Genomic DNA, 24,282 nt, shown 5'->3' with positions numbered 1-24,282 from the left:
GAGTGCTGGTTAGCTTGCATATTGTAAATCCATAGAGCCCCGTTTTAGCAGGGCTCTATACTGTATATAACCAGCGCATCATCTTCTGGATCTAATTCCATTTTCATTCCCACACTTTGTGCGAACTCATGCATTTTGGTATTACTGCGTAAATCAATGGAATACAGTCTTTTAATACAATTTGCTCTAGCATGCACATATAGATGATTAAATAACTCAGTGCCTATACCAAGGTGTTGGTATTTATCGGCTACAACGAGCGCCATTTCCCGTTCATTTTTTTGCTTACCATTCACATAGCGACACACACCAATTTCTATTTCATTCCCATCTTCTTCAATGGTGGCAATGTAGGCCATATTATTTACATAGTCGATATCACACATTTTTTTCAACATTGATGGAGATAATTCTCTTATCCCTTCCATGAAACGGTTGTGTTTACTTTGCGCAGAAAGATTTTTAACGAATTCAGCTTCTATGTTTTGATCATCAATCGAAATGGGGCGAATTGTGACATCTAGTTTGCCAATTTTTAAATGGGAATGATCGGTGGTAAGTCTTACTGTCATAATTGATACTCTTTGCTAACAAAACACTCTCCTAATCGATTAGTATAGTATAGACCTCAACAGCAACAATAAGGGAATATGCAAAACATACTGTGGTTACTACTTAATACTTTGCTCAATTACCCCTTAAAAATTTCACTTATTAGCATAAATTACGAGCGTAAATTGATGGTTAACTAAGTAAATACGTGAAGTTTGCATAATTTGTTCTCTTCTATACGTAGTTTCCACATTTTAGTAAGAGGAATCGCTAATTTATAAAGGAGCCATTCAATATTAAAATTCCGTACATTAGACAAATTGTTGTTGATCTTTAACTTTGTTTACAGCTTCAATCTTGAGTAGTATCCACAATTATATTTCGCCTATGCACATTAAAACATGCTCAAGACCGTTTCGATTAAAAGCGTGTGAAATCACTCAATTTTCTCTCAACTTTATTGATTTTAAAAAATGATAAAACCATGACTTAAACGAGTAGAGCATTGGTGACAAAGTGATTGAAGAACATAAACCACCTTGTAACCAATCTATTTTAGCGCTCCCGCTTGTCTAAGAAAAATTTTAAAAAGTAACGTTAAGGACAAACAATGAAGCAAGGTAATAAATTACCTTTTAGCGCAGTATTATTGGTAATCGTAGCGGTCGCGTTTTGGTTGCTTTGGGATTATATCCAACAACCTTCTTTACCTTCTGATTTCGCTTCAGGTAACGGTCGTATTGAAGCTGTACAAGTGGATATTTCAACCAAGATTGCCGGCCGCGTGCAAAAGGTCATCGCATCTGAAGGTGACCTTGTACAACCTCAACAAGCGTTAGCCCGTATCAATACCGATCAATTGCAAGCCCAATTACTGCGTGCCGAAGCCGATGTGGCTGCAGGTGAGAGTTTAATAGCTTCCGCTAAAGCCTCCATCGCACAAGCTAAAGCCCAACAACTTTTAGCTAAACAAGAGTTATCTCGGGCCAGTGATTTAATTAAAAAATCGGCCATTAGCAAAGAAACATACGACACTCGGGTAAGTGCTTTAGCGGTTGCTGATGCGTCAGTGGAGGCTGCTGATGCGATGCTTATTTCTCGCCAAAGAAATGTGGATGCACTTAAAGCTGGAGTGCATGAAATTCAAACGCAAATTGAAGATGCCACTTTAGTATCACCAAGTATTGGACGAGTGCTTTATCGTCTTGCAGAGCCTGGTGAAGTTTTAGGCAGCGGCGGCAAAGTATTGACCATCATTAATTTAGCCGACGTGTATATGGAGATATTCTTGCCTTCTAGTCAAGTACATCGTATTGCTATTGGCGCAGAGGCGCGGGTCAAGCTTGATATTCTCGATTATCCTATTCCAGCCACCGTTAGCTTTGTATCTCCGGAGTCTCAATTCACGCCAAAACAAGTAGAAACGCAAAGTGAGCGAGATAAGCTGATGTTCCGGGTGAAAGTAAGAATTCCTCAAGAATTAGTGTTATCCCATATTGAACAAGTTAAAACTGGCGTTCGTGGGGTTGCCTATGTGCGTCTTGCGCCCACTGATAATGAGTCTCCGTCAGAATGGCCTGAGTATTTACAAAACTTTCCACCCGCTTTGAATTTATCTGAAAAAAGCGGTAACTAATGGAAAGCGCTAAGGCAGACACTCAGTCTACCGTTGCTAAGATTCGGGACGTTAGACATATATATAAAAATACTCTGGCCTTAGATGGTATAGAGTTAGATATTCCATCAGGTGTAGTGATAGGGCTATTAGGCCCTGACGGGGTGGGTAAATCTACCTTGTTAAGTTTAATTGCCGGAGCACGTAAGCTTCAACAAGGACAACTTGAGGTGCTCGGTGGCGATATGGGGTCTCAAGACCATCGCAATAGAGTTGGTCCGCGGATAGCGTTTATGCCTCAAGGATTGGGTAAAAATCTCTATTCAGAACTCAGTATCGAAGAAAATTTAGATTTTTTCGGTAAATTATTTGATTTAAGTGCCGCTCAGCGTAAAAGCCGAATTAATAAATTAACCCTTGCTACTGGTTTAAATTCTTTTTTAGACAGACCTGCAGGAAAACTATCTGGCGGCATGAAGCAAAAGTTAGGTCTGTGCTGTTCACTAATACATAATCCAGACCTACTCATTTTGGATGAGCCCACCACAGGGGTAGATCCCTTATCACGACGTCAATTTTGGCAACTAATTGCCAATATTCGTCAAGAACGCCCGTCAATGACAGTGGTTGTGTCGACTGCCTATATGGACGAAGCTGAAGGATTTGATTGGCTAGTAGCGATGAATAATGGGGTTATATTAGAAACTGGCACCCCAAACGAACTGAAAACAAAAACCGGTACTGACAATCTTGAAGCCGCATTTGTTAAACTGTTACCAGAAGATATCCAGAAAAAAGACATCGAATTAGTTATTCCACCATTTGAACAATCAGATGCTACGCCGGCTATCGTCGCTGAGAGCTTAACCCGCAAGTTTGGTGATTTTACAGCGGTTAATAAGGTTAGTTTTGATATTCAAGCAGGTGAAATATTTGGTTTTTTAGGTTCAAACGGTTGTGGCAAAACCACCACAATGAAAATGTTAACTGGCTTATTGCCAGCTTCTGAGGGGAAAGCCTTTCTTTTTGGACAAGCTGTAGATGCGTCTGATCTGGAAACCCGTAAACGGGTCGGTTTTATGTCTCAAGGGTTTTCGTTGTATGGCGAACTTAGTATTGAAGAAAACCTCATCCTACACGCTAAATTGTTTCACTTACCTCGTACTAAAATGCGCAACAGAATTGATTCGTTGCTAAAACGTTTTGCATTGGAAGAGTTTAGAGCTTCACAAGCGTCATCATTGCCACTAGGCATACGACAAAGGCTGTCACTTGCTGTGGCTGTTATTCACGAACCAGAGATTCTTATATTAGATGAACCTACCTCAGGAGTAGATCCAGTTGCTCGCGATGGTTTCTGGGAATTGTTAATCGAATTGTCCCGACGTGACAAAGTTACCATCTTTATTTCCACTCACTTTATGAACGAAGCAATGCGCTGTGATCGTATCTCCTTGATGCATGCTGGCCAGGTATTAGTCTGCGATACGCCACAAAATTTGGTTGCTGAAAAAGCCGCAGATTCGTTGGAAGATGCTTTTATTGAGTATATTCAAGCTGCAATAGGCGGGAGCCAGACTAGCGATAAGAATTCAGAAATGGACGTGAAACTGGATATCGCCAGCGACTTGCCTAGTGAGCAAGAAGCCCATGTTCCTCCTAAGAAATTTAGTTTATTTAGGCTATTTGCATATAGTTTTTTAGAAAGCAAACAGGTCATACGTGACCCGATAAGATTAGCTTTTGCTTTTTTAGGCAGTGCGATCTTGTTAGTGGTGATTGCCTATGGCATTTCGCTGGATGTTGAAGACTTAACGTTCGCGGTCCTTGATCACGATCAAACCCCACAAAGTCGTCAATATATTAGTAATTTCCAGGGGTCACGCTATTTTATTGAAAAAGGCGAATTACACACCCAAGAAGAATTGGAATTGCGCTTAAAATCCAATGACATCACCTTGGCCATCGTTATTCCTCCAGGCTTTGGTAGAGACTTAAAAAAAGGTGAAACCCCTAGCGTATCTGCGTGGATAGATGGCGCGAATACCACACGAGCAGGCACCATTGAAGGCTATGTTGCAGGTGGTCATATTAAATACCTAACGTTGCTGGCCACCGAGGCCGGTATTGATGCCTCAGCTTATTACAATGTTACGTTAGAGTCGCGATATCGCTATAACCCTTCGTTTGAGACTATTTATTCTATAGGACCCAAAACGCCGGCAATGTTATTGCTACTTTTTCCGGCAATTCTGATGGCAGTTAGTATTTCCCGCGAGAAAGAAATAGGTACCATTACTAATTTTTATGTAACGCCCACCAGCACACTGGAATTTTTAATTGGCAAGCAATTACCTTACATTTGCATTGGGCTAATCAATTTTTTCATTCTGACATTGATGGTTGTATTCCTACTTCAAGTGCCACTAAAAGGAAGTTTACTGGGCTTGAGCTTAGGCGCGTTATTTTATGTTTGTGCTTCAACCGGTTTTGGATTGTTAATTTCATCAATGACGAAATCACAAGTGGCTGCTATTTTTGCAACCACAGTACTATCGGTAATGCCCACTATCCAATATTCAGGAATAATACAGCCAACCTCGACCTTAGAAGGGATAGGCCAATTTATTGGTTCACTTTGGCCTGCCACTTATTACATGCATATGAGTGTAGCGGCCTTTACCAAAGGTTTAAGCTTCAATGATTTAGCCCAAGATCTTTTTATTCTGGCTATTTTTGGTCCCTTATTTGTATTGATGGCCTCGGTCATATTGAAGAAACAAGAGGCGTAACCGATGAAATTGTGGTCGAACATTTTCTACCTCGGTACTAAAGAATTACGCACAGTCATGCGAGACTTTGTCGTAGTGGGGCTGGTCATCTATTCATTCAGTCTCGATATATACCTACAGTCAACTGCCATCAGTGAGTCAGTCAATAACGCATCAGTGGCAATTGTCGATGAAGATAATTCAGCTCTGTCGAGAAGAATTACCAATGCACTCTATCCACCATACTTTAAACAACCAGAACTGATTAGTGCAGATCAGATTGATGAAGCCATGGATCATGATCGTTTTATTTTTGTCGTTACGATCCCGCCAAACTTTGAAGAAGATGTGCGCGGTCATCGACAACCGACTGTGCAAATCGATGTTGACGCAACAGCAGTTTCGCAAGCTAGCCTTGGAAATAGCTATATTCAGACTATTGTGAATAAAGAAGTTAATCATTACGTAAATCGATCGGACCAAGATACAACATATGCGGTGACGTTAGTCTCTCGACGTGCATTTAACGCAAATGGAACTGGTATGTGGTTTGGTGCAATTAATGCGTTACTGAATCAAATTACGATGCTTACTATCATACTCACAGGGGCAGCACTTTTAAGAGAGCGGGAACATGGAACCATTGAACATTTGTTGGTTATGCCTCTCAACTCTTTTCAGATAGCGATGTCTAAAGTGTGGGCAAATGGTCTTATCATTCTGATCGCGTTCTCTATATCTATGTGGTTGGTTGTAAGTACATTATTGGATGTGCCAATTACTGGTTCCCGATGGTTATTGCTTGCCGGTACTACGGTTTATTTATTTGCAGCAGCAGCCATTGGTATTTTCCTTGGTACTATTGCGCGTACTATGGCTCAGTTTGCATTACTGTTAATGATCGTGATTATCCCGATGATGTTACTGTCAGGTGGATTAACCCCCATAGAGAGCCAACCGGATATCATTCAACCTTTTACTATGCTTTTACCGTCTCGACACTATATGGCGTTCGCACAAGCTGTGGTCTTTCGCGGTGCTGACCTAGTCATTGTTTGGCCACAACTGCTATATATGATTGGGCTGGGTTCTGTTTTCTTCTTTTCAAGCTTGGCATTATTTCGCAGAAGCATTGCCGCAGAGCACTAATTCTTTTTGGTTATAAAATTAACCTTTTTCATTTATTATTAAGGAGCACTAGATCATTAAAAAATATGTAAGTGAAAGCGAATTTTAGTAAATTTAGCCTAATAAAATAGCGTTGTTAGGAAACAATACTTATCTGAAGTTTGGGCTAATTAGGAACATTATGACAATAGATCTCATATACCAAAATATATTTGGCGCGGCTATTCTCGCTTTACTTTGTGTTATTGCGACAGTACTCACTCGTCGCATCGGGGCTCCAATTCTTTTGGTTTTTTTACTGTTAGGCATGCTTGCCGGAGAACAAGGTTTAGGGGGGGTGAAATTTGACGATTTTAGCCTCGCTTTCCTATTTGGAAATGTGGCATTAGCCATTATCATTTTTGACGGTGGTTTAGGTACTCGTAAAGACACTTTTCGTGTAAGCCTCAAGCCAGCGTTATCTTTAGCTACCGTTGGCGTTTTAATTACCGCCGGCATTACCGGTTATGCCGCCCATGCGATTTTAGGATTACCATGGCAAGAAGGTTTACTAATTGGTGCAATTGTTGGTTCTACTGATGCTGCTGCAGTATTCGGCTTATTGAGGAATGCTGGATTAGAACTGAAAGAGCGTACTGGAGCCACCCTCGAAATTGAATCTGGATCAAATGATCCCATGGCCATATTTTTAACCATTACTTTAGTACAAATTATACAACTTAGTGGTGATGGTAGTCAGGGTTGGACTATATTTAATGAGCTTTTCCGTCAAATGGGACTGGGTCTAGCCATAGGTTTTGCAGGCGGTTATGTGCTGTCACAATTGTTAAGACGCGTACCCCTGCCTGTTTCATTGTATCCATTGTTGGCGTTAGCTGGCGGTATTAGCCTGTTCGGTTTGACCACACTTTGGGATGGAAGTGGGTTTCTCGCGATCTTTATTGCTGGGGTAATGATTGGTAATACTTCAATTCCTTATAGCAATGATATCCATAGATTTCATGATGGTATCGCTTGGTTGAGTCAAATTGGTATGTTTTTAATGCTAGGCCTTTTGGTTACGCCGAGTAATCTGGTCCCGATCATAATTCCGGCTATGGCAATTGCTTTTGTACTGATATTTATCGCCAGACCATTGGCAGTATTGATTTCGTTACTGCCTTTTCACTTTCCATGGCGGGAACAAACCTTTATTAGTTGGTGTGGGTTACGTGGTGCGGTTCCAATTATCTTAGCGCTATTCCCATCATTGGCTGGATTAGAGCACACTCAGACCTATTTTGAATTGGTTTTCTTTGTGGTTTTAATTTCTTTAGTGTTACAAGGTTGGACAATGGCTCCAATGGCGAGATGGTTGCAAATTGAATTGCCGCCAACGGCAAAAGAACCTGAATATTTACAGTTAAAGATAAAACACGAACAGGATAAAGAACTCCTTATATATCCTGTTCTAGCCGGGAGTCGCGCGGCTGAGTCGACTATTAAACAATTGCCGTCAGCTGAAGGAAGTCAGATTGTTGGGGTTATTCGCAGAGGTATTCTTGCCGATGTTGAAGAGCACGAAAAATTGTTAGGGGATGATCAAGTGATGATTTTGGCTACCAGTAGCGCAAGACCTGCATTTGGCCGTTTTTTCGCTTCTGCTGCGCATTCGTCCTTCTTAGAATCTGACCGTTTCTTTGGTGAGTTTGTTTTGAATCCAGAGGCTCGCTTAACCGATATAGCTCACGTCTACGGGTTCGACGTCGCCCCGTCTAATGAAGGCGTCACTATAGAGCGTTACCTTATCAATCATTTTCACGGTAAGCCCGTAGTTGGAGATCATGTAAAACTAGGTCAAGTTAAGCTAATTGTTCGAGAAGTTAATGGCGATCATATTGTATCTGTAGGTTTAAAGTTAAAAGCGGTTGAAGACAAAATTTGACATGAATAAGCCCTCAACCATTATCAATTTACAAACAAAAGAGACGGTTAAAATAATTCTCAATAATGCGTTAGCTGGTATAATTAAAAGCTATTAATGAAACCTTAACTGACTAAAGTTGTTTCACTGAATTGGACAGTTTCTGCCGCTAAAAGCTGCGCTATTACTGGCTGGCATAAATTGCAGATCAAGACTTGATAAAGGGGGGGGGGGTTAGGTTTATTAAACTCCCAATGAGCAGCGGTGGTGCGTTGTACATTAAATGGATAAGTCAGGTTACTATCAATTAAATAATGAATCGACACGACTACAAGGAATAGGAATGCTGTTGTGAACATTTTTGATATTATTTCTCGATCATCTTTCGCAGAAATTGCCGCGCTCTTAGTGTTAGCCGCTTTGCTGGGCTTTATCGGCCTGCTTTTGCGGCAACCTCTTATTGTCAGTTTTATTGCTGTAGGTCTAGTCGCTGGCCCATCGGTTTTAGATATCGTCCATTCTCAAGAACAAATTAAACTCTTATCTGAATTGGGTATAGCGGTACTGTTGTTTCTAGTAGGCATCAAACTCGATGTTAAATTGATTAAATCCATTGGCGGGGTATCGGTTTTAACCGGTCTTGGGCAAGTTGCCTTTACTTCTTTAGTGGGATATTACATTGGTTTAGCCATAGGGTTAGATCAGATTACTAGTGTATATGTAGCTGTTTCACTCACCTTTTCATCCACCATAATTATTGTAAAACTTCTGTCAGATAAGCGTGAAATCGACTCCTTACACGGTCAAATCGCGTTAGGGTTTTTGATAGTACAAGATTTGGTCGTAGTGTTAGCTATGATCGTTTTGGCCGCCATCGGTATTGGTTCTGGTCATGGTGGTGATTCATCTGTCTTACAGGTAGCCGCTTCAGGAGTTGGCTTGGTTTGCTTTGTGATCGTTTTTGTTCGCTATATTGCCAATCCCCTTACAGAAATATTAGCAAAAGCCCCAGAATTATTGGTTATTTATGCTATAGCACAAGCAGCGTTATTTGCTGCAATTGGTGATCTAGTGGGGTTGGGCATGGAAGTAGGGGGGTTATTAGCAGGCGTTTCTTTAGCCTCTACGCCATATCGTGAAAGTATTGCGGCTAGACTCGCGCCTTTACGTGATTTTTTATTATTGTTCTTTTTTGTTGCGTTAGGTGCTTCGCTAGATCTGACCCTACTGGGTTCTCATTTTCAAGGCGCAATCCTATTTTCATTGTTTGTGCTTATTGGTAATCCTCTAATTGTTATGATTATTATGGGGATATTGGGGTATCGCAAAAGGACCGGATTTCTAGCAGGTTTGACAGTGGCACAAATAAGCGAATTCTCATTGATTTTTATTGCTATGGGTATCAGCTTAGGCCATGTACCCTCAGATATTTTAGGATTAGTGACTTTAGTCGGCATTGTCACTATCGCAGCATCAACTTATATGATCACTTATTCCCATCAATTGTATGGATTTTTTGAACCCTTTATTAGTTGGTTTGAGCGTCCTGGGGCACCTCGAGAAAAAACCACTGAACACCTTTCCGGTGAAGATTACTCGGTGATTATCTTTGGGCTAGGCCGTTTGGGGACCGCTATTGCCATGCGTTTGAAACAGAAAGGAATCAAAGTGTTAGGCGTCGATTTTAATCCTGCTGCGATAAAACGTTGGAATTATCTGGGTCTAAGTACCGAGTATGGCGACGCAACTGATGCCGAATTTATTCTTGAATTACCCCTCAAACGCGCTAAATGGGTGTTATCAACCATCCCGCATCACCAAACTGGCTTATCAGCAGAAGACACACGAAGAACCATAGTTCAATTAACTCAAGTTGCTGGTTTCACTGGCAAGCTTGGCGCTGTTTCACATAGTAGCGATGATAGCGAAGAGTTAGCCTTACTTGGTGTTGAACTGATTTTAGAACCCTTCCAAGATACCGCAGATCGGGCAGCTAGTGTTTTACTCGATGGACTTTATGTGCAATCAAATGAAAATGTAATAGGAGATACTCAATATGAAAAGGTTTAAGAACTTTCTATACGTAATGAGCAATCACATGAACGAACCTTCACCCGCACTAATGCGAACAGTTTCCCTTGCTAAAAACAACCAAGCAGATTTAACCTTGCTTTATGTGCTTCCTAAACTTTCTCTTCCAAAAAGTACAGGTATTGATAAGCACAAACTCGAAGAAAATATCCTCAATAGTGAACTCGAAAATTTACAACAGTTGATTGCTTCCTTGGATAACGAGGTGAACGCAAAAGCTCAAGTCAGAGTAGGTAAAAGGTATTTAGAAAGTATCCGAGCCGTTCTTTCTCAAAAATATGATTTGGTGGTAAAAGAGGCTGATAAAGTTAGCTGGTTAGATCGCTTAATCGGCAGTGATGATATGCAATTACTACGCAATTGTCCTTGCCCAGTGTGGTTAATGAAGAAAGATGAACAGGCTGAATATAAACACGTTATGGCGGCGGTTGATTTTGATTCAGAAGATGATGAAACCTGTAACGATGAATTAAATGACATGATCATTGAACTCGCAGGGTCAATATCCTTGTCTGAATTTGCCACATTGCACGTAGTAAATGCGTATGACGTGCCTGATGCTGGATTTATTAGCCTTTGGGTCGAACAACCAGAAAAAGTTGAAAGAGAATTGTACGAGTCGGAGTACCGTAATAGAAAATTTAGGATGGATTCTATATTTGATGAGTTAAAACAAAAAATAGGAGAGGAGGCTTTCAATTTCTTATCCCTTCGCTCACACATAAGTAAAGGCAACCCCGGTCAGGAATTGCCTAAAATAGCCGATAGCATTAAAGCCGATTTAGTGGTTATGGGAACCGTTGCACGGACAGGTATTGCAGGACTTGTTATTGGAAATACTGCTGAGACTATTCTTTATCAATTACAAAGTTCAGTGTTAGCGATAAAACCTAAAGGCTTTGTATCTCCGGTTTCGTAAGCATTAAAACGGTTATTTAAATGGTGGCTGTTGTTACTAATCTCCTTTACTAAAAATAGCTCTTATTAGTGCAGGAGATTAGATGAGTCAGTAGTTTAGATAATCGTTGAGTTAGTTGCTATTTTTTACTTTTGTAAACGCTAAGCGTAGCTGTTTTTCAATTTCAATAATGGTAAATAGTGCAACCCCAACAGCGACAATTATCAGACCATCCCAAAAAGGAATTGCCACAGTATCAAATACAGCTTGTAGTGGTTTTAAGTAAGTGATGGCAAATTGAGCCAGTGTAATGGCTAAAATTACTGACCACACAAATTTCGTGCCGCGAATCGCCTTCCAGGTTAACGATGTGCCATAAATATTACGGATGAAGAAAAGGTGAAAAATTTCCATAACAACCAGCGTATTTAACGCGATAGTGCGAGCCAGTTCAATTGAATAACCTTTTTCAATTGCATATTGATAAATACCGAATACACCGCATAAAAATAACAGCGAAACCAACACCACATGCCAAATTAATCCAGCGTTCAATAGCGGCTCATTGCGGCTTCTTGGCGGTCGCTGCATAGTATCTTCTTCTGTTGGTTCAAAGGCCAATACCACCCCGAGTGTGATTGCCGTAACTAAATTTATCCATAAAATTTGTATTGGGGTGACAGGCAATGTCATTCCCATTAATAAAGCCACAATGATTGTCATGGCTTCACCGGCATTAGTGGGTAACGTCCAGCTAATTACCTTTTTCAAATTATCGTAAACGGTCCGTCCTTCCGCAACAGCTGCGACAATGGAAGAAAAGTTGTCATCAGCTAATACTAGGTCAGCTGCTTCTTTAGCTGCTTCGCTGCCTTTTTGTCCCATCGCAATACCGGCATCCGCGCGCTTAAGGGCAGGGGCATCATTCACCCCATCCCCCGTCATGGCAACTGTCATTCCATGGGATTGTAGGGCCATAACGAGTCGTAGTTTGTGTTCAGGACTTGTACGCGCGAAAATATCATAATCGAGGACGATTTGGCGTAACTGAGTATCATCCAGTTGGTCTAAATCTGCACCAGTAAGGACCTTTTCAAGGTTGTGCAAACCGATTTGTTTGCCAATAGCCGCCGCAGTTTTAGTATGGTCGCCCGTTATCATTTTGACTTGTATACCTGCGCGGTGACATTCAGCTACCGCCTCAATTGCCTCTTGCCTAGGGGGATCGATCATGCCAACTAAACCTAATAAGGTTATACTGCCAGTTATATCCTGATGTTCCAGAACGGAATGCTCTGGCGGCATTGATTTTACCGCGAAAGCTAAAACCCGCTGACCTAAAGCAGCGATAGATTCTGATTGTTGATTCCAGTAGTTTTTATCAAGTGATTCTGTTGAACCATCCGCGCCTCGTTGATTTTCACACATCGCTAATATTTGTTCAGGCGCTCCTTTGATAAATGCAAAAGCGTGTTGTTCGTGATCATGGTTTAGGGTAGCCATAAATCGATGTTTAGCGTCAAACGGAATAGCGTCTGTGCGTGTCCATAGGGCTTTTTCTTGGCGAATATCTAAATCCATTTTCCCAGCGAATGCTAATAAAGCGCCTTCCATAGGATCACCTTCTACCGTCCAGTTATCCCCAACCTCGCGAAGCGCCGCATCGTTACACAGCGTTGATGCTCGAGCTATTTCTTCGAGCATAGAATGTTCATCCAGAGTGACTGTATTGTCGCCTAATTTTAGTGCGCCCTTAGGCTCGTAGCCGTTTCCGGTTAGGGTAAATAAGTGCTTGTGGGTAAGAACAGACGAAACCATCATTTCATTGCGGGTCAGAGTTCCAGTTTTATCGGTACAAATGACAGACACAGAACCCAATGTTTCAATCGCTGGTAGTCGTCGGACGATGGCATTTCGACGAGCCATAGCTTGTACGCCAATAGCAAGTGTAATCGTTAGTACCGCTGGTAAACCTTCAGGAATTGCCGCAACGGATAGGCCAACTACAGCCATAAACATTTCAGTAAAATCGTAGTTCGCTACAAAAGTACCAAATACAATTAATAAAGCTGCGATCACCAAAATGAACACCGTTAACCATTTTGCAAATATTCCCATTTGCGTAACTAGGGGAGTGGTTAGCGTTTCAACTTTATTCAATAACCCACTGATGCGTCCTATTTCAGTATCCGGCCCAGTAGCAACGACCACGCCTTTGCATTGTCCACTAGTAACTAATGTTCCTGAAAACGCCATACATGAACGATCGCCTAAGGATGAATTTACATCTACCAGTTGAATGTTTTTTTCTACAGGAACCGATTCACCGGTTAAAATGGCTTCTTGGATGTATGCGTTATGCGCGCTGAATAATCTCAAATCGGCAGGGACTTTATCTCCAGCCTCTAAAAGCACGATATCACCAGGCACTAAATTTTCGCCATCAATGGTAATTCGTTCACCGTCGCGAATAACATTCGCCTTAGGTGCTAGCATGTGACGAATAGCATTCATTGCTTGTTCGGCTTTGCCTTCTTGGATATAACCAATAATGGCATTAGCAATCACAACCGTTAATATTACGCCGCTATCTATCCAATGCTCAAGCAACGCAGTAATGATTGCAGAGCCGATTAATACATATATTAATATGTTGTGAAAGTGTGAAAAGAACCGTAGTAAAGGATTTCGCCCTGAAGTTTGCGGAAGTCGGTTAGGTCCATGATTTTTAAGCCTTTTGGCGGCATCACTTTGGGTTACGCCTAACTCGTTTGAGTTTAATTTAGCAATAGATTCTTGTGCAGAAATAGTATGCCACAACAACTGAGTCCCAGCGGTTTTTACTTTTTCCATTCTAACCGTCCTTTCCTATTACAAACATCCACACTCTAAGTACAAATCGCTTTTAGGCAATTTGCTTTTAAAATTAGATAGGTGATTTAATGGGGTTAATTTCAGAATGGGGAAGTATAAAGGTTCGAAAAATCAGTCGATATAGGTAATAGTACGTATTATTTTCGTGGTTTCGATCGGAACCTTAAATGTCGAAGTGAGTTGTCTATATAGTTAGGTTTTTTTGCGTTTTCGCTTTCTAACTTGATGCGCAATGAATCTTGGGAGTAAAACAAAATTTAGAAAAATAGAAATAACTAAAATCGTTGCACTGAGAACGATTGTTCCTACCGCAATTATTTCTAATATAAATGGAGGATGATTAAAACCGAACCTCAAAAATTTTGCTAGTGCATAACGGTTAGCCGTGATCAAATCATCAAGCCAAATACCAAGGTAAATTAACCCTAAGCCAGGTAGTAATAGCTACAGGGCGTTGGAGATTACTACCATATAGTTTAATCTAGCATTTACTCTTTGAGCAACGGTTTCCGCGTAAAGAGTCGAGGTATAACTCTTAATTACCAACATTGACCCTAAGCCGACAGTAAAGATCATACACAGTAACCATAAGTGCCGCGTCATCTCTGGTAGTCGATCAGGCTCCCTTGAACTGATTAAATCCGCAACGTACCAAATAGTAGCTAGATAAATCAGAAAAGCCAAAATAGCGAGTAAAAATATTGGAAAGATCCGTTTATTTTGCTTTTTTCAATAATTGCTGATGTTGTTTATTTTTTTCATCGAGACGTTTTAATGCATCCATGCATAAATCTCTGTCAGTTTGCTCATTGACCATATTGCGGTCGTGCAAGCTGAGGCTTTTGACAATCAAATGATGATATTTAGATAGTCAAAAACCCCCTGACCATTATTTTTTCACCCAATCACCATCATATTTGATGTAGTGGCCCTTAGCGGTTTTTTCGAAAGCTTTTTTAGCGGCTAATTTTTCAACTTGTGCTAAAGATATATTATTTTTATTTGCCAACTCAATGTATTTCGCTTTGCGTTTAACATTGATCTCACCAACTAATTCCATCACATCAGAGCGGTTTACTACCGCGCCTAAATAGCCGTTGTCTTGTTCGCCGACTAAACCGCTTTGTTTAGCATCATCTAACTCTAGAGCAAATACAGCGCTACAAAAGAGTAGGGTACTTAACATTGTTATACGTAAAAATTTCATCATAACTCCTTAAAATAATTCACTGTCATCACTGAAGATATCATCTAATTCTTTGTCAACTTTAACCCTAATTTCATGGTCAACTTTAACGTTAATATTAATTGTAATCGGTTCTTTGGTTTCAACTTGCACTGTGTGCGTACAAGCAATGATAAACATTGCAGGAACCAATATGAGCAGTTTTTTCACAGATTCTTATCCTTATTTGATAATCTTTGTTGAATGCGTTTTTCAATGGAATTTTGAACTGAGTTAGTTATTCGCATTGACTTAAATAACGTGAAAATGTTTTCTTTATGGCTGTAATTAAAGTTTATTTCTTGGTTTTTTTCAGGGTTAATTCCATTTATTCCGATTTTCAAATCTAACCAGCCATCATCCGACAGAGATACTTCACTTGAAAGCTTGCTAAATTCGACATTTTCTAAAAAGGCCAATTGATCTTGCTGTTGTTTGATGGCGTTAAAGGCTTCGTTATTGCTTATTTTTAACTTACCAGGCCCATCGTTTAATAATATACCTTTGTCAATTGTGCTGAATCCGGAGTCCCAATAAATGGGTAGATCTCCAGATACTTCACCGCTAACTTCGATACCTTCTTGATTTTGTAAATCTACCAGTTGCTTTAAATCAATATCATTAATATCCAGCATAAGTATTTGTTTTCGGTTGTCTAGCCAAAAGTCAGAAAGTGTCACTTGTCCGCCAATAATGTGGGCTTGGGCAAAATCTAACTTAGGCACACTATCGTGCATACTTAAACTTGCGTCAATCTGAGTCATGGGGACGCCTACATTAATCTCTTCTATGTTAATTTTGCCATTGTTAAGCTGAATTCCAGATGAATCAAGTATAAATGGAGCGTCAATTTGTGCATTTATTATCTGATAATCTTGGTATTCGGCGCTCAAATTATTCAGCATAGCCTTACCGTTGAAGTCACTTTCGTCATTTGCCTTTGTTAAACTCACCGCTAGTTTTCCGGTTAACAAATTCAGCTCTGGCGCTAACTGTTTCACAATGGAATTAAGATAGGTTACTGACTGTTCAGGCACTAAAACCGATATATTTTGCTCATCGTGAAATAGATTCCCTAATAAACCAGAAGGCAAAGTAAACTCATGGTTCCCAGCTAACTTGTAGGGTTGAATCTGGCCGTTAACTTGATGGTTAAAATCGATACTACTTATATTGACAGTATTTGCAGTAATGCCTTGTAATTTTGATTTCCCGTTGCCACTGATTTGTTGAAATTCAGCGAAACTAAGGCTGAGATCGTTACTAACCGTTTTCACCGCAAATTTATCATTTTGAATCCCTTGCAGCTTAGTTTTAAGATTAACGGTTAACAGAGCGATTGTGTCTTGCTCAATGTTAAAATCAGTGACCAGAGAACGAATAGTTAAAGCTTTATTTGTTAACTCGTTAGCCTGAATCTGACCATTACCACGTGTTTTCCAAGGGCCATCAGCGCTTTTTAATAAAGCGAAATCGAAGCGAGTATTAACGGATTTAATTGTGCCTAAATCGGTTGTTACATCGCTAATCTGAAAAAGGTTCTTAGTACCGCTAATTCGAGTTTCTTCAGCCTCTTTTAAAATACTCCCAGAGGCCGTGATATTTAGTTTTGCGTCAATAGATTGAGCACTATCAGCACTTAAAATAGCTGTTGCATTGGAATTTAGTGTCATCTGATAATTTAATTTCACATCGTTTTGACTACTTATTTGAATATCATTCAACTTAATTTTTACTGGATTTTCCACTGCATTAGACATGAGGTTAATTTCTGGCAGCGTAATACCCGATTGAGATACAGTATTAAGTGCAGGGATGTCTATTAACCAAGAATCTAGATTGACTGCAGTGGTAACCGCTGTCGCCGAACTACATTGACTCGTTGTTACTTGAGTGTGTAAAGAGCTGAGGTCTATTTGCAGTTGCAACGATGTCAAAATTAACTGGGTATCTATGACCCCATCAACTTGCAGTGGGATCGCACAATTATCAAATGTAATAACATTGCTGAGGTTAAACTCATGTTGGCTTTGAAGCATTGACCCTGAGTATTGAAAATGGCTTTGAATTGGCATTTCCATCAAACCTTGCCAATCTTTAATATAGCCTTGATAAGGCTGACTCATTATTTCAAGTTGCTGGCTTTGCGATAAAATTAACTTTCCAGACCAATTAAAATCGCCGCTAACATTGCCTTTAGCTATCACCAGATTTGCCTCTATGTCACCTCTAATGGCCAGTTCCGAGCGACTGGGTTGAAAAATGCGAATACTTAAAACGTGTTCAAAAAGATAAGAATCTATATTGATTTGGTCAATTTTAATCAGCGGCAAAAGCTCTGGCAGTGACCATAACTCATTGTTAGCTACTGTTTGCTCAAATGCGACAGGGCTTGCTTCAGGATCAGCGTCTGATGAGTAGGGGATTTGTTGATGGAGTACATCTATGCGTTCGATATTGACATTGGCTTGAGTAATAAAATTGCGTTTAGAAAACTCGCTTGAGGCAATAGTATATTCTGCGTTATTGATTTGAATCTCTATACCTTCGGCCTTGAGACATAATGTTTTGATGACTAATAAAGGATCCATACCAACGTCGAAGTCTAAACATTCTATGGAAACATCCTCTGTTAGCCAAAAGGAACTTACCCATTTTACCAACGAGTTTCTAGACACAAACGAAAACAGCAGCGCTAAAATAAGCACCAAACACAAAACGACGAAAGTTCGTATTACTTTACTGATGGTTGATTTCTTTTGTGTCACTTAGGTTATCTTCCTGATTTCTAATGCACTTTGTTAAGTCATTGTGTTAAATCATTATACTCAGTATTTAGATACGAATTTAAACTGAGTTTAGATAATTGAATATTAACATGGACATTACGCAACATAATTAATTCCTTAAGGTTTTTTTATATCTCCTAGATAGGCGCTTTGTAGGTAAGATATTCATTATTTATCGTCGAAGATGAGTTGCCCAAACAGGTGAACTTGATTTACGGTGTACTTCCTAAAACTTTCTAAATAGAGGTACCTAGTGGATAGGCCAACAAAGGATGAAATAAATCAATTACCGATATTTGTCGGCTTACCTGTAGATAAAGTAGAAGTTGTGACTACTGACAAACGAGCAAAACAAGTTTTACAAATACTAGAAGAGCATGTTGCACTTGGTTTTGATACTGAATCTAAACCTGTATTTGTTAAAGGGGAGGTTTCTGATGGCCCTCATTTAATTCAGTTATCCACGCTTAATAATTCATATTTATTTCAAACGCATTTTTTGGACGCGTTAACTGTAATTTTGCCTATTTTGCAAAATCCAGAGATTAAGAAAGTAGGGTTCGGCTTAACCGTTGATCGAAAGTTGTTGCGTAAAAAATTTGCTGTTGAATTGGTCAATACAGAAGAGTTGTCTAGTTCAGTGATGCAACATCTTAATCTAAAGGACAAGGTTGGGGCGAGATTAGCGGTTGCCATGGTACTGCATCAAAAACTCTCGAAATCTGCACAGAAAAGTAATTGGTCAAATATAACGTTAACAACAAAACAAATACTTTATGCATCCAACGATGCTTACGCGAGTTTATGTGTGTATAACAGGCTACAGCAGCATTAAATAAAAAATAGGGAAGGGTTATGGTTGTTGCATAACGCTAAATGAAAATCCACTAAAGTGCTGTTCTGAGGCGATACCTATGTGCTTTTTAAGACCTCAAGCACAGTATTCTTGAAAATATAACAGCAGCGGGATAACCGCGATACCGAAAGTGATAACCATACCAATAACGCCTGGTTTTAATAAATAGCTTTTAGCGGGTGCTTTAGGGTTATAAATTACATTTACGCTGCCATCTTCATTTTTTTTGATCTTATTTAACTGGGTTTTAAGGATGAATTTAGCATTGTGCGAGGCAATTATAATCCATGGAGACACTCGTTTTCCTTGATACACTTTACCTGAGACCTGATACGCATATAACGAGTTCACTTTATATTCTTGGTCGGATAAAAGAATTTGCGGTACTCCCGATTGTTCAACAGAGGCTGTTAATAAAGTACCTTTTGCTACAGGCCACTGTCGTATTAAAATTTGTTTGATAAAAGAATATAAGCACACTATCAACAGGTAGAAGACGACAAAAAAGAGTACACCTTGCTTTTCTCCTTCAGAGGCTAGCCCCCACATTTCTTTTGTATACTCAATCATCTGTTTAATTACCTCAATTGTTGTTTTATATCAGAAACAACAGTTTGATAGTTTCCAAAAATAGTAATACATGCGTCAGCGTTACATATTGAAGTGTAGATACGAAATGCCGAATTGCTGTCCTTTTTAGACAACTCCGATACTTTAAACTGGTTCAATCTATACGAGTTACTGTCTAAACTTAAATCCGCTACCAAGTTTGAAATAATGCTTTGATTAAAATCATTAGCAGTAACAATCACTTCACAAATGTCAGACTTAATATTATTTGCTGAACAATAATAAGATATTTGCGTTTGATTACTTCGTTTTATATTTCGGACACAATTGCTGGGCAATTCAATTTTCCGATCAAAAAAATAGCTATAACGGGTTTTGAATCAGACGCTTCAACACAAAACCCTAAAAGTACCAATAAGCTGAGGTACCGTTGTTTCATAAATACTTTTTCACTACAAAAAACTAAATTATTTAGCTATAGCTAACAATAACTAAATAATTTAGCTAAAGGTTAATAAATTCGCAAAATATAACCATGATTCACTTACCACATTGAGAAAAAGTATTTATTTGCAGCTATTTAAACCCATGTAACACTCTAAACAATCACTTCATTTTAGCTATTGCTAGGCTGTCAATTTTCAAATACCAATAAAATGACACTCAATTATTCTTTTAAAATACTAATGTTTGAAATGCTAATCACAAAGTACTGAGATCACAGAGATAAACTAGAATAGGTAATCGAGAAATTTTTAAACAAGGCTCGATTAACCACTAACTAGTAAGATTTACTAACTGGGCCTTGGTAGCGTTCAATAATTGAAACGTCAGTCGATGCTTGTAAGTTTCCGAGAAAGAAAAACACTTTCAATTATTAACCAAAGAGTAATTTCTAGCTGTTTGTAGAAACAAAAGCAAAACATTCAATCAGATCATATTTCAACGATCAGTGTTTAAAAGTATCTAGGGCTTTATAAGAAGTGAACCTATTAAATCATAGTATTCAATAATTGCCATTCAACAAGCCAACTCCAATCAAATTAAACGCAAGAGTTCCTACAAAAATAATTTAATTATTAAATTCAAAGAGGGGTGAAAAAATCTCATTTAGCCTCAATACGTCAATTCTAGTGGTGTCGGGCAGCGAGAGTAAGCACTTATTAATAAAACTATATTTAATTTAACATAATATACATTATACGAATATTAGTATTAATGTGGATGAGAGGGCTTCTCGGGCGTTTTTGATAAAATATGGGCTTATTTAACGAGTCTGTGTGCTTCTGCTTTTTGAATTTAACGTACCTAAGTTGTCAGAATTTACGTACGGTGCTTTTACGCTTATTTTTGTTTTGAGCAATGTATATTCAATTAGAAGATTTGTTTTAGAGGAATTTATTTTCTGTGGCCATTTAATCTTTGTTGGATCTTCACTTTAACTTAATAAGCACTCATCCGTTTCAATTGAGTGTTTAGAGGTTCGAACATACTCTTATAAGATTCAGAGTTTTAAGATTTTGGGAATTAAGATTTAGGGTTTACTCAGGAATGATTCAGGAAGTTATTACATGAAGCTTTTGAAATATGGTTAATGATCGTTTCTTAGAACGGTATAAAAAGTGGTCGGTATTTACCGACCACTAGTTTTTTTAGAAGTAACGAGAAATTAACTATTAAGGAATTGATCGACTTGTTTTTCCGCTTCTTCTTTGGATTTTCCATAGGACTGCTGGACCTTACCAACTAACTCTTTACGAGTACCTTCCATTTTATCAAGGTCATCATTGGTAATCTTTCCCCAGTTCTTCTGTACTTTACCTTTTAACTCTTTCCAGTTGCCTTTAATTTGATCATCATTCATAAAATTCTCCGTTTAGTGTTGAAGTTAAATAAGACGTTTGTTGACTGCACTAGGTATGGAGCAAAGACTGGACCATGTGGACGTGGCAACTCGTTTGGTATGCTCAAATTGGCTAAATGCATTGATTTAAAAGAATTATTTTCTTACCTATCTTTTTTATTGGTTCAAAATTGTGTTTTCTAGACTAATCTAATATCTGCATCTGTGAAAATATTACAGTGTCAGGGTTACAAAATTGCATGATTAGAAGAGTTTCAAGCTGGACACATTGTGTCTCAGTAGCATGGATAACTTATGGGCAAATTGAATGACAGATAAATGGACACTATTTGCAGAGATTTTAGGCGGCGTCGGACTTTTCTTGCTTGGCATGATAGTTATGACTGACGGTTTAAAAGATCTCGCAGGTAAATTAATTAGAGTTCGTTTAATGGAATACACTCGCAGCCCCTACTCTGGCGCACTTTGTGGCGCGTTGAGTACAGCCATTTTACAATCCTCTAGTGCAGTAACTGTGGCAACGGTCGGCTTTGTAAGAGCTGGTTTAATGACTTTTAGTCATTCGCTAGGCGTTATATTTGGCGCTAACATAGGAACAACCATTACCGGATGGTTGGTTTTATTGTTTGGGTTTAAACTTAAACTCGGTGTAATTGCGTTTCCGCTTATTTTTAGTGGCGCTCTTCTTCGTCTGTTTGCTAAAACGAACTTAGCCGCATTAGGGCTAACTATTGCGGGTTTTGGACTTATTTTTGTAGGAATAACTGAACTCCAACAAAGTATGTCTAGCCTGCGAGATTTTTTCTCATTCGAAGGTTTGTCGGTTTCCACCTTATTGCAAAAATTAACGGTTTTAGGTTTTGCTATCCTTTTTACCCTCGTTACCCAATCATCAAGCGCCGGTGTCGCCGCTGCATTAACTGCGCTTTATTCCGATTTAATTGATTTTGAAGTAGCAGCAACCCTGGTGATAGGAATGGACATTGGCACTACTGTAACCGCACTAATGGCAACAACGGGGGCATCTATAGCCGCTAAGCGTACTGGCTATTCTCATGTGATTAATAATCTATTTACAGGTGTAACCGCTTTAATGTTTGTTACGCCTTTTGTAGTGGCATGGGAATATCTTACGGCAGAGCCTATCGTTGAACATGCAGAAATAGCGCTAATTACTTTTCATTCGGCGTTTAACTTACTCGGGATCATTATTGTTTTACCCTTTAGCAACGTTTTTGCAAAAGTGATAGAACGCTTAATTCGATCTAATCAAAAAACAAATTCAGATCAGTTAGACGACAGCATTCTTAATCAACCTTCAATTGCACTAGATTTAGCGCTGGATTCGTTAAGAAAACAAATGATTTCGTTATTAAAAACCACGTCAGAAATATTGCAAAAAGACACTTCAATGGCCACTAAACTGGTTGAACTACAGACCGATATTGATGTTTCTCGTGAATTTATAGATTCCATCCCGGTTGAAAACAGCGCGCAACAAGAACGCCTATTAAATATGATCCACACTTTGGATCATATGCAAAGGTTACATGAACGATGCGAAGAATTACCCAGTCAAAGGTTTTCTAATTCCCTACCCACTGAACTCAATGATTGGTCTATTAAACTAAACGAGGCAATAACAACATTAGTCAGCGGAATTGAGCAAAACCAATGGTCAACACCAATGAAAAAAGTGACTGAAATATACAAAAAACTCAATTCTGAACATCGGGAATTTAGGCATAATATACTTACAAGAGTAACCAACGATGAGTTTAACATAGTAGATGCAACTAACATGCTGGATGCTTTTCGCTGGTTAGTCCATGTCGCCCAACACATTGAAAGGTGTGCAAACCACTTGTCAGAGTCAAGGGCTTTGACAAATGGTTAACTCCATTAGATTTATAATTTCTTTCTACGTCTACCTTCGGCATCTGCGGCTTTAATGCAATGCATGACTTTTCTATGGGTTACTTCATAAGGCTCATTATGGATAGTTTCACCCTCAGCACATGCTCGTTTAGCAACTTTCATTAGATCATCTTCCGTGGGATCAATCATTCCAATATCCTCAAGACAAATAGGTAAACCGATTGATTGACAAAAATCGAATACTAAATCAATGGTTTTACTGGGCCTATCAGTGAGAAACATCATTGCTTGAAGTCCAATTGCGACTTTTTCACCATGATAATAATTGTGAGTAGCTGCGATAGTCGTTAATCCGTTGTGGATTGCATGTGCTGCTGCCAAACCGCCACTTTCAAAGCCTAATCCACTTAATAACGTATTGGCCTCAACCACATGTTCAAGTGCGGGCGTTACTATGCTGCTTTCACAAGCGCGTTTTGCATATAGACCATATTCAATCAAGATTTCATGACATAACTTAGCTAAGGCATAAGCACTTAATGGCCCTACTCTGCCGGTCATGTTTGTGCCGCGTTTTACTCTGCAATCTTCAGCTTCAAACCAAGTGGCAAATGCATCTCCCATGCCTGCCACTAAAAATCTTACCGGAGCGTGGGTTATGACATTAGTGTCGACTAAAACCACCTCAGGGTTATGTGGCAGTACTTCATATCGATTAAATGAACCATCGGAATTGTATATTACGGATAACGCGCTACATGGTGCGTCAGTAGAGGCAATGGTTGGAATTAAGATGATCGGACAATTTTGTTTGTAGCCGACAACTTTAGCTGTATCAAGTGTTTTACCACCGCCAATACCAATAATCACATCACTGGTGTCACCGGAAAACCGTTCACATAGCTTGGTTATTTCTTGGTCGCAACATTCACCACCAAAAAGCTGTAGTTTAGAATCATTTAATTGACCCAAAGCCTCTTTAAACATTCCATTATTACTATCAGTAACAAATTTATCAGCTATGATAAAAGCTCTCTTGCCGTGTCTTGCTACTTCTTCAGGCAGAATGCTTAGTGCTTGGTCACCTTGAACATAACGACCTGGGAATATCGAAGTGGAAATCATCTGAAAGTCCTCGCTGTTGTTTGAAGATGTATATTAATTTAAAGCAATAGCCACGTTTTATGTTGATCTACATCAACAACATTTGCTTCTTAGGGATACAAACTAGTAATACCATTTATATCGCGATCATGAAGGAACTATAA

General features: G+C 39.2%; 16 protein-coding genes. 8 read left to right on the top strand and 8 right to left on the bottom strand.

Annotation, left to right across the window (positions count from 1 at the left end):
* Window positions 1–44 precede the first annotated feature (44 nt).
* On the bottom strand, window positions 45–572 hold the full coding sequence (locus ABWV72_RS03115; RefSeq protein ID WP_353368650.1) for a GNAT family N-acetyltransferase: 528 nt from the start codon (window positions 570–572) through the stop codon (window positions 45–47).
* Between the two features lie 590 nt (window positions 573–1,162).
* Between ABWV72_RS03115 and ABWV72_RS03110 the strand changes: the two genes are divergently transcribed.
* The 6 genes from ABWV72_RS03110 (at window position 1,163) to ABWV72_RS03085 (ending at window position 10,979) form a co-directional block, all read left to right on the top strand.
* A complete protein-coding gene (locus ABWV72_RS03110) occupies window positions 1,163–2,188 on the top strand; it encodes an HlyD family secretion protein (protein WP_353368648.1) in 1,026 nt (341 codons plus the stop codon).
* On the top strand, window positions 2,188–4,959 hold the full coding sequence (gene rbbA / locus ABWV72_RS03105) for a ribosome-associated ATPase/putative transporter RbbA (protein WP_353368646.1): 2,772 nt from the start codon (window positions 2,188–2,190) through the stop codon (window positions 4,957–4,959). The genes ABWV72_RS03110 and rbbA overlap by 1 nt, the downstream gene beginning before the upstream one ends.
* Before the next feature lie 3 nt (window positions 4,960–4,962).
* Window positions 4,963–6,087 carry an ABC transporter permease gene (locus tag ABWV72_RS03100; protein ID WP_303499950.1) on the top strand — a complete coding sequence of 375 codons (1,125 nt, stop codon included), beginning with the start codon at window positions 4,963–4,965 and terminating at the stop codon, window positions 6,085–6,087.
* Between the two features lie 160 nt (window positions 6,088–6,247).
* Window positions 6,248–7,990 (top strand): potassium/proton antiporter, encoded by a 1,743-nt coding sequence (locus tag ABWV72_RS03095; protein ID WP_216046619.1) that lies wholly within the window; start codon window positions 6,248–6,250, stop codon window positions 7,988–7,990.
* 330 nt (window positions 7,991–8,320) lie between these two features.
* A complete protein-coding gene (locus ABWV72_RS03090) occupies window positions 8,321–10,039 on the top strand; it encodes a cation:proton antiporter (RefSeq protein WP_353368643.1) in 1,719 nt (572 codons plus the stop codon).
* A complete protein-coding gene (locus ABWV72_RS03085) occupies window positions 10,026–10,979 on the top strand; it encodes a universal stress protein (protein WP_216046618.1) in 954 nt (317 codons plus the stop codon). Before ABWV72_RS03090 ends, ABWV72_RS03085 begins: the two co-directional genes overlap by 14 nt.
* 111 nt (window positions 10,980–11,090) lie before the next feature.
* Here the strand turns inward: ABWV72_RS03085 and ABWV72_RS03080 are convergent, their stop codons facing one another.
* The 4 genes from ABWV72_RS03080 to ABWV72_RS03065 form a co-directional block, all read right to left on the bottom strand.
* Window positions 11,091–13,811 carry a cation-transporting P-type ATPase gene (locus ABWV72_RS03080; RefSeq protein WP_353368640.1) on the bottom strand — a complete coding sequence of 907 codons (2,721 nt, stop codon included), beginning with the start codon at window positions 13,809–13,811 and terminating at the stop codon, window positions 11,091–11,093.
* 910 nt (window positions 13,812–14,721) lie between these two features.
* A complete protein-coding gene (locus tag ABWV72_RS03075; protein ID WP_216046615.1) occupies window positions 14,722–15,042 on the bottom strand; it encodes a YdbL family probable chaperone protein in 321 nt (106 codons plus the stop codon).
* Window positions 15,043–15,048: 6 nt separating this feature from the next.
* Window positions 15,049–15,198 carry a YnbE family lipoprotein gene (locus ABWV72_RS03070; protein ID WP_216046757.1) on the bottom strand — a complete coding sequence of 50 codons (150 nt, stop codon included), beginning with the start codon at window positions 15,196–15,198 and terminating at the stop codon, window positions 15,049–15,051.
* A gap of 26 nt (window positions 15,199–15,224) precedes the next feature.
* Window positions 15,225–17,825 carry an intermembrane phospholipid transport YdbH family protein gene (locus ABWV72_RS03065; RefSeq protein ID WP_353368638.1) on the bottom strand — a complete coding sequence of 867 codons (2,601 nt, stop codon included), beginning with the start codon at window positions 17,823–17,825 and terminating at the stop codon, window positions 15,225–15,227.
* A 274-nt stretch (window positions 17,826–18,099) separates the two neighbouring features.
* Here ABWV72_RS03065 and ABWV72_RS03060 point away from each other — a divergent pair, with 274 nt between their 5' ends.
* Window positions 18,100–18,681: a 3'-5' exonuclease gene (locus tag ABWV72_RS03060; protein WP_303499941.1), complete on the top strand. Its 582-nt coding sequence runs from the start codon at window positions 18,100–18,102 to the stop codon at window positions 18,679–18,681.
* A 96-nt stretch (window positions 18,682–18,777) separates the two neighbouring features.
* On the opposite strand, the gene ABWV72_RS03055 is transcribed toward ABWV72_RS03060, so the two are convergent.
* Window positions 18,778–19,272 (bottom strand): DUF3592 domain-containing protein, encoded by a 495-nt coding sequence (locus ABWV72_RS03055; protein WP_342808212.1) that lies wholly within the window; start codon window positions 19,270–19,272, stop codon window positions 18,778–18,780.
* A gap of 1,669 nt (window positions 19,273–20,941) precedes the next feature.
* Complete coding sequence (locus ABWV72_RS03050; protein WP_216046610.1) at window positions 20,942–21,136, bottom strand: CsbD family protein; 195 nt, start codon at window positions 21,134–21,136, stop codon at window positions 20,942–20,944.
* 307 nt (window positions 21,137–21,443) lie between these two features.
* On the opposite strand from ABWV72_RS03050, the gene ABWV72_RS03045 reads away from it, so the two are divergent.
* The gene (locus ABWV72_RS03045; protein ID WP_353368635.1) at window positions 21,444–23,033 is read left to right on the top strand and encodes a Na/Pi cotransporter family protein; all 1,590 of its coding nucleotides are present in this window, start codon (window positions 21,444–21,446) and stop codon (window positions 23,031–23,033) included.
* Between the two features lie 11 nt (window positions 23,034–23,044).
* Here ABWV72_RS03045 and ABWV72_RS03040 read toward each other — a convergent pair whose 3' ends face one another.
* Window positions 23,045–24,139, bottom strand: coding sequence for a glycerol dehydrogenase (locus ABWV72_RS03040; RefSeq protein WP_216046608.1), 1,095 nt, complete (start codon window positions 24,137–24,139; stop codon window positions 23,045–23,047).
* Window positions 24,140–24,282: the final 143 nt, after the last annotated feature.

It is taken from the genome of Aliiglaciecola sp. NS0011-25 (genome assembly GCF_040370605.1).
Taxonomy (GTDB): Bacteria; Pseudomonadota; Gammaproteobacteria; order Enterobacterales; family Alteromonadaceae; genus Aliiglaciecola; species Aliiglaciecola lipolytica_A.
This window is presented reverse-complemented; position numbering and strand designations above follow the sequence as displayed.

Excerpts from the sequence above, each read along its gene's own strand:
- rbbA (WP_353368646.1), top strand. The coding sequence starts at position 2,188 with ATGGAAAGCGCTAAGGCAGACACTCAGTCTACCGTTGCTAAGATTCGG.
- ABWV72_RS03045 (WP_353368635.1), top strand. The coding sequence starts at position 21,444 with ATGACAGATAAATGGACACTATTTGCAGAGATTTTAGGCGGCGTCGGA.
- ABWV72_RS03110 (WP_353368648.1), top strand. The coding sequence starts at position 1,163 with ATGAAGCAAGGTAATAAATTACCTTTTAGCGCAGTATTATTGGTAATC.
- ABWV72_RS03115 (WP_353368650.1), bottom strand. The coding sequence starts at position 572 with ATGACAGTAAGACTTACCACCGATCATTCCCATTTAAAAATTGGCAAA.
- ABWV72_RS03075 (WP_216046615.1), bottom strand. The coding sequence starts at position 15,042 with ATGATGAAATTTTTACGTATAACAATGTTAAGTACCCTACTCTTTTGT.
- ABWV72_RS03085 (WP_216046618.1), top strand. The coding sequence starts at position 10,026 with ATGAAAAGGTTTAAGAACTTTCTATACGTAATGAGCAATCACATGAAC.
- ABWV72_RS03055 (WP_342808212.1), bottom strand. The coding sequence starts at position 19,272 with ATGATTGAGTATACAAAAGAAATGTGGGGGCTAGCCTCTGAAGGAGAA.
- ABWV72_RS03070 (WP_216046757.1), bottom strand. The coding sequence starts at position 15,198 with ATGTTTATCATTGCTTGTACGCACACAGTGCAAGTTGAAACCAAAGAA.
- ABWV72_RS03050 (WP_216046610.1), bottom strand. The coding sequence starts at position 21,136 with ATGAATGATGATCAAATTAAAGGCAACTGGAAAGAGTTAAAAGGTAAA.
- ABWV72_RS03080 (WP_353368640.1), bottom strand. The coding sequence starts at position 13,811 with ATGGAAAAAGTAAAAACCGCTGGGACTCAGTTGTTGTGGCATACTATT.
- ABWV72_RS03095 (WP_216046619.1), top strand. The coding sequence starts at position 6,248 with ATGACAATAGATCTCATATACCAAAATATATTTGGCGCGGCTATTCTC.
- ABWV72_RS03040 (WP_216046608.1), bottom strand. The coding sequence starts at position 24,139 with ATGATTTCCACTTCGATATTCCCAGGTCGTTATGTTCAAGGTGACCAA.
- ABWV72_RS03100 (WP_303499950.1), top strand. The coding sequence starts at position 4,963 with ATGAAATTGTGGTCGAACATTTTCTACCTCGGTACTAAAGAATTACGC.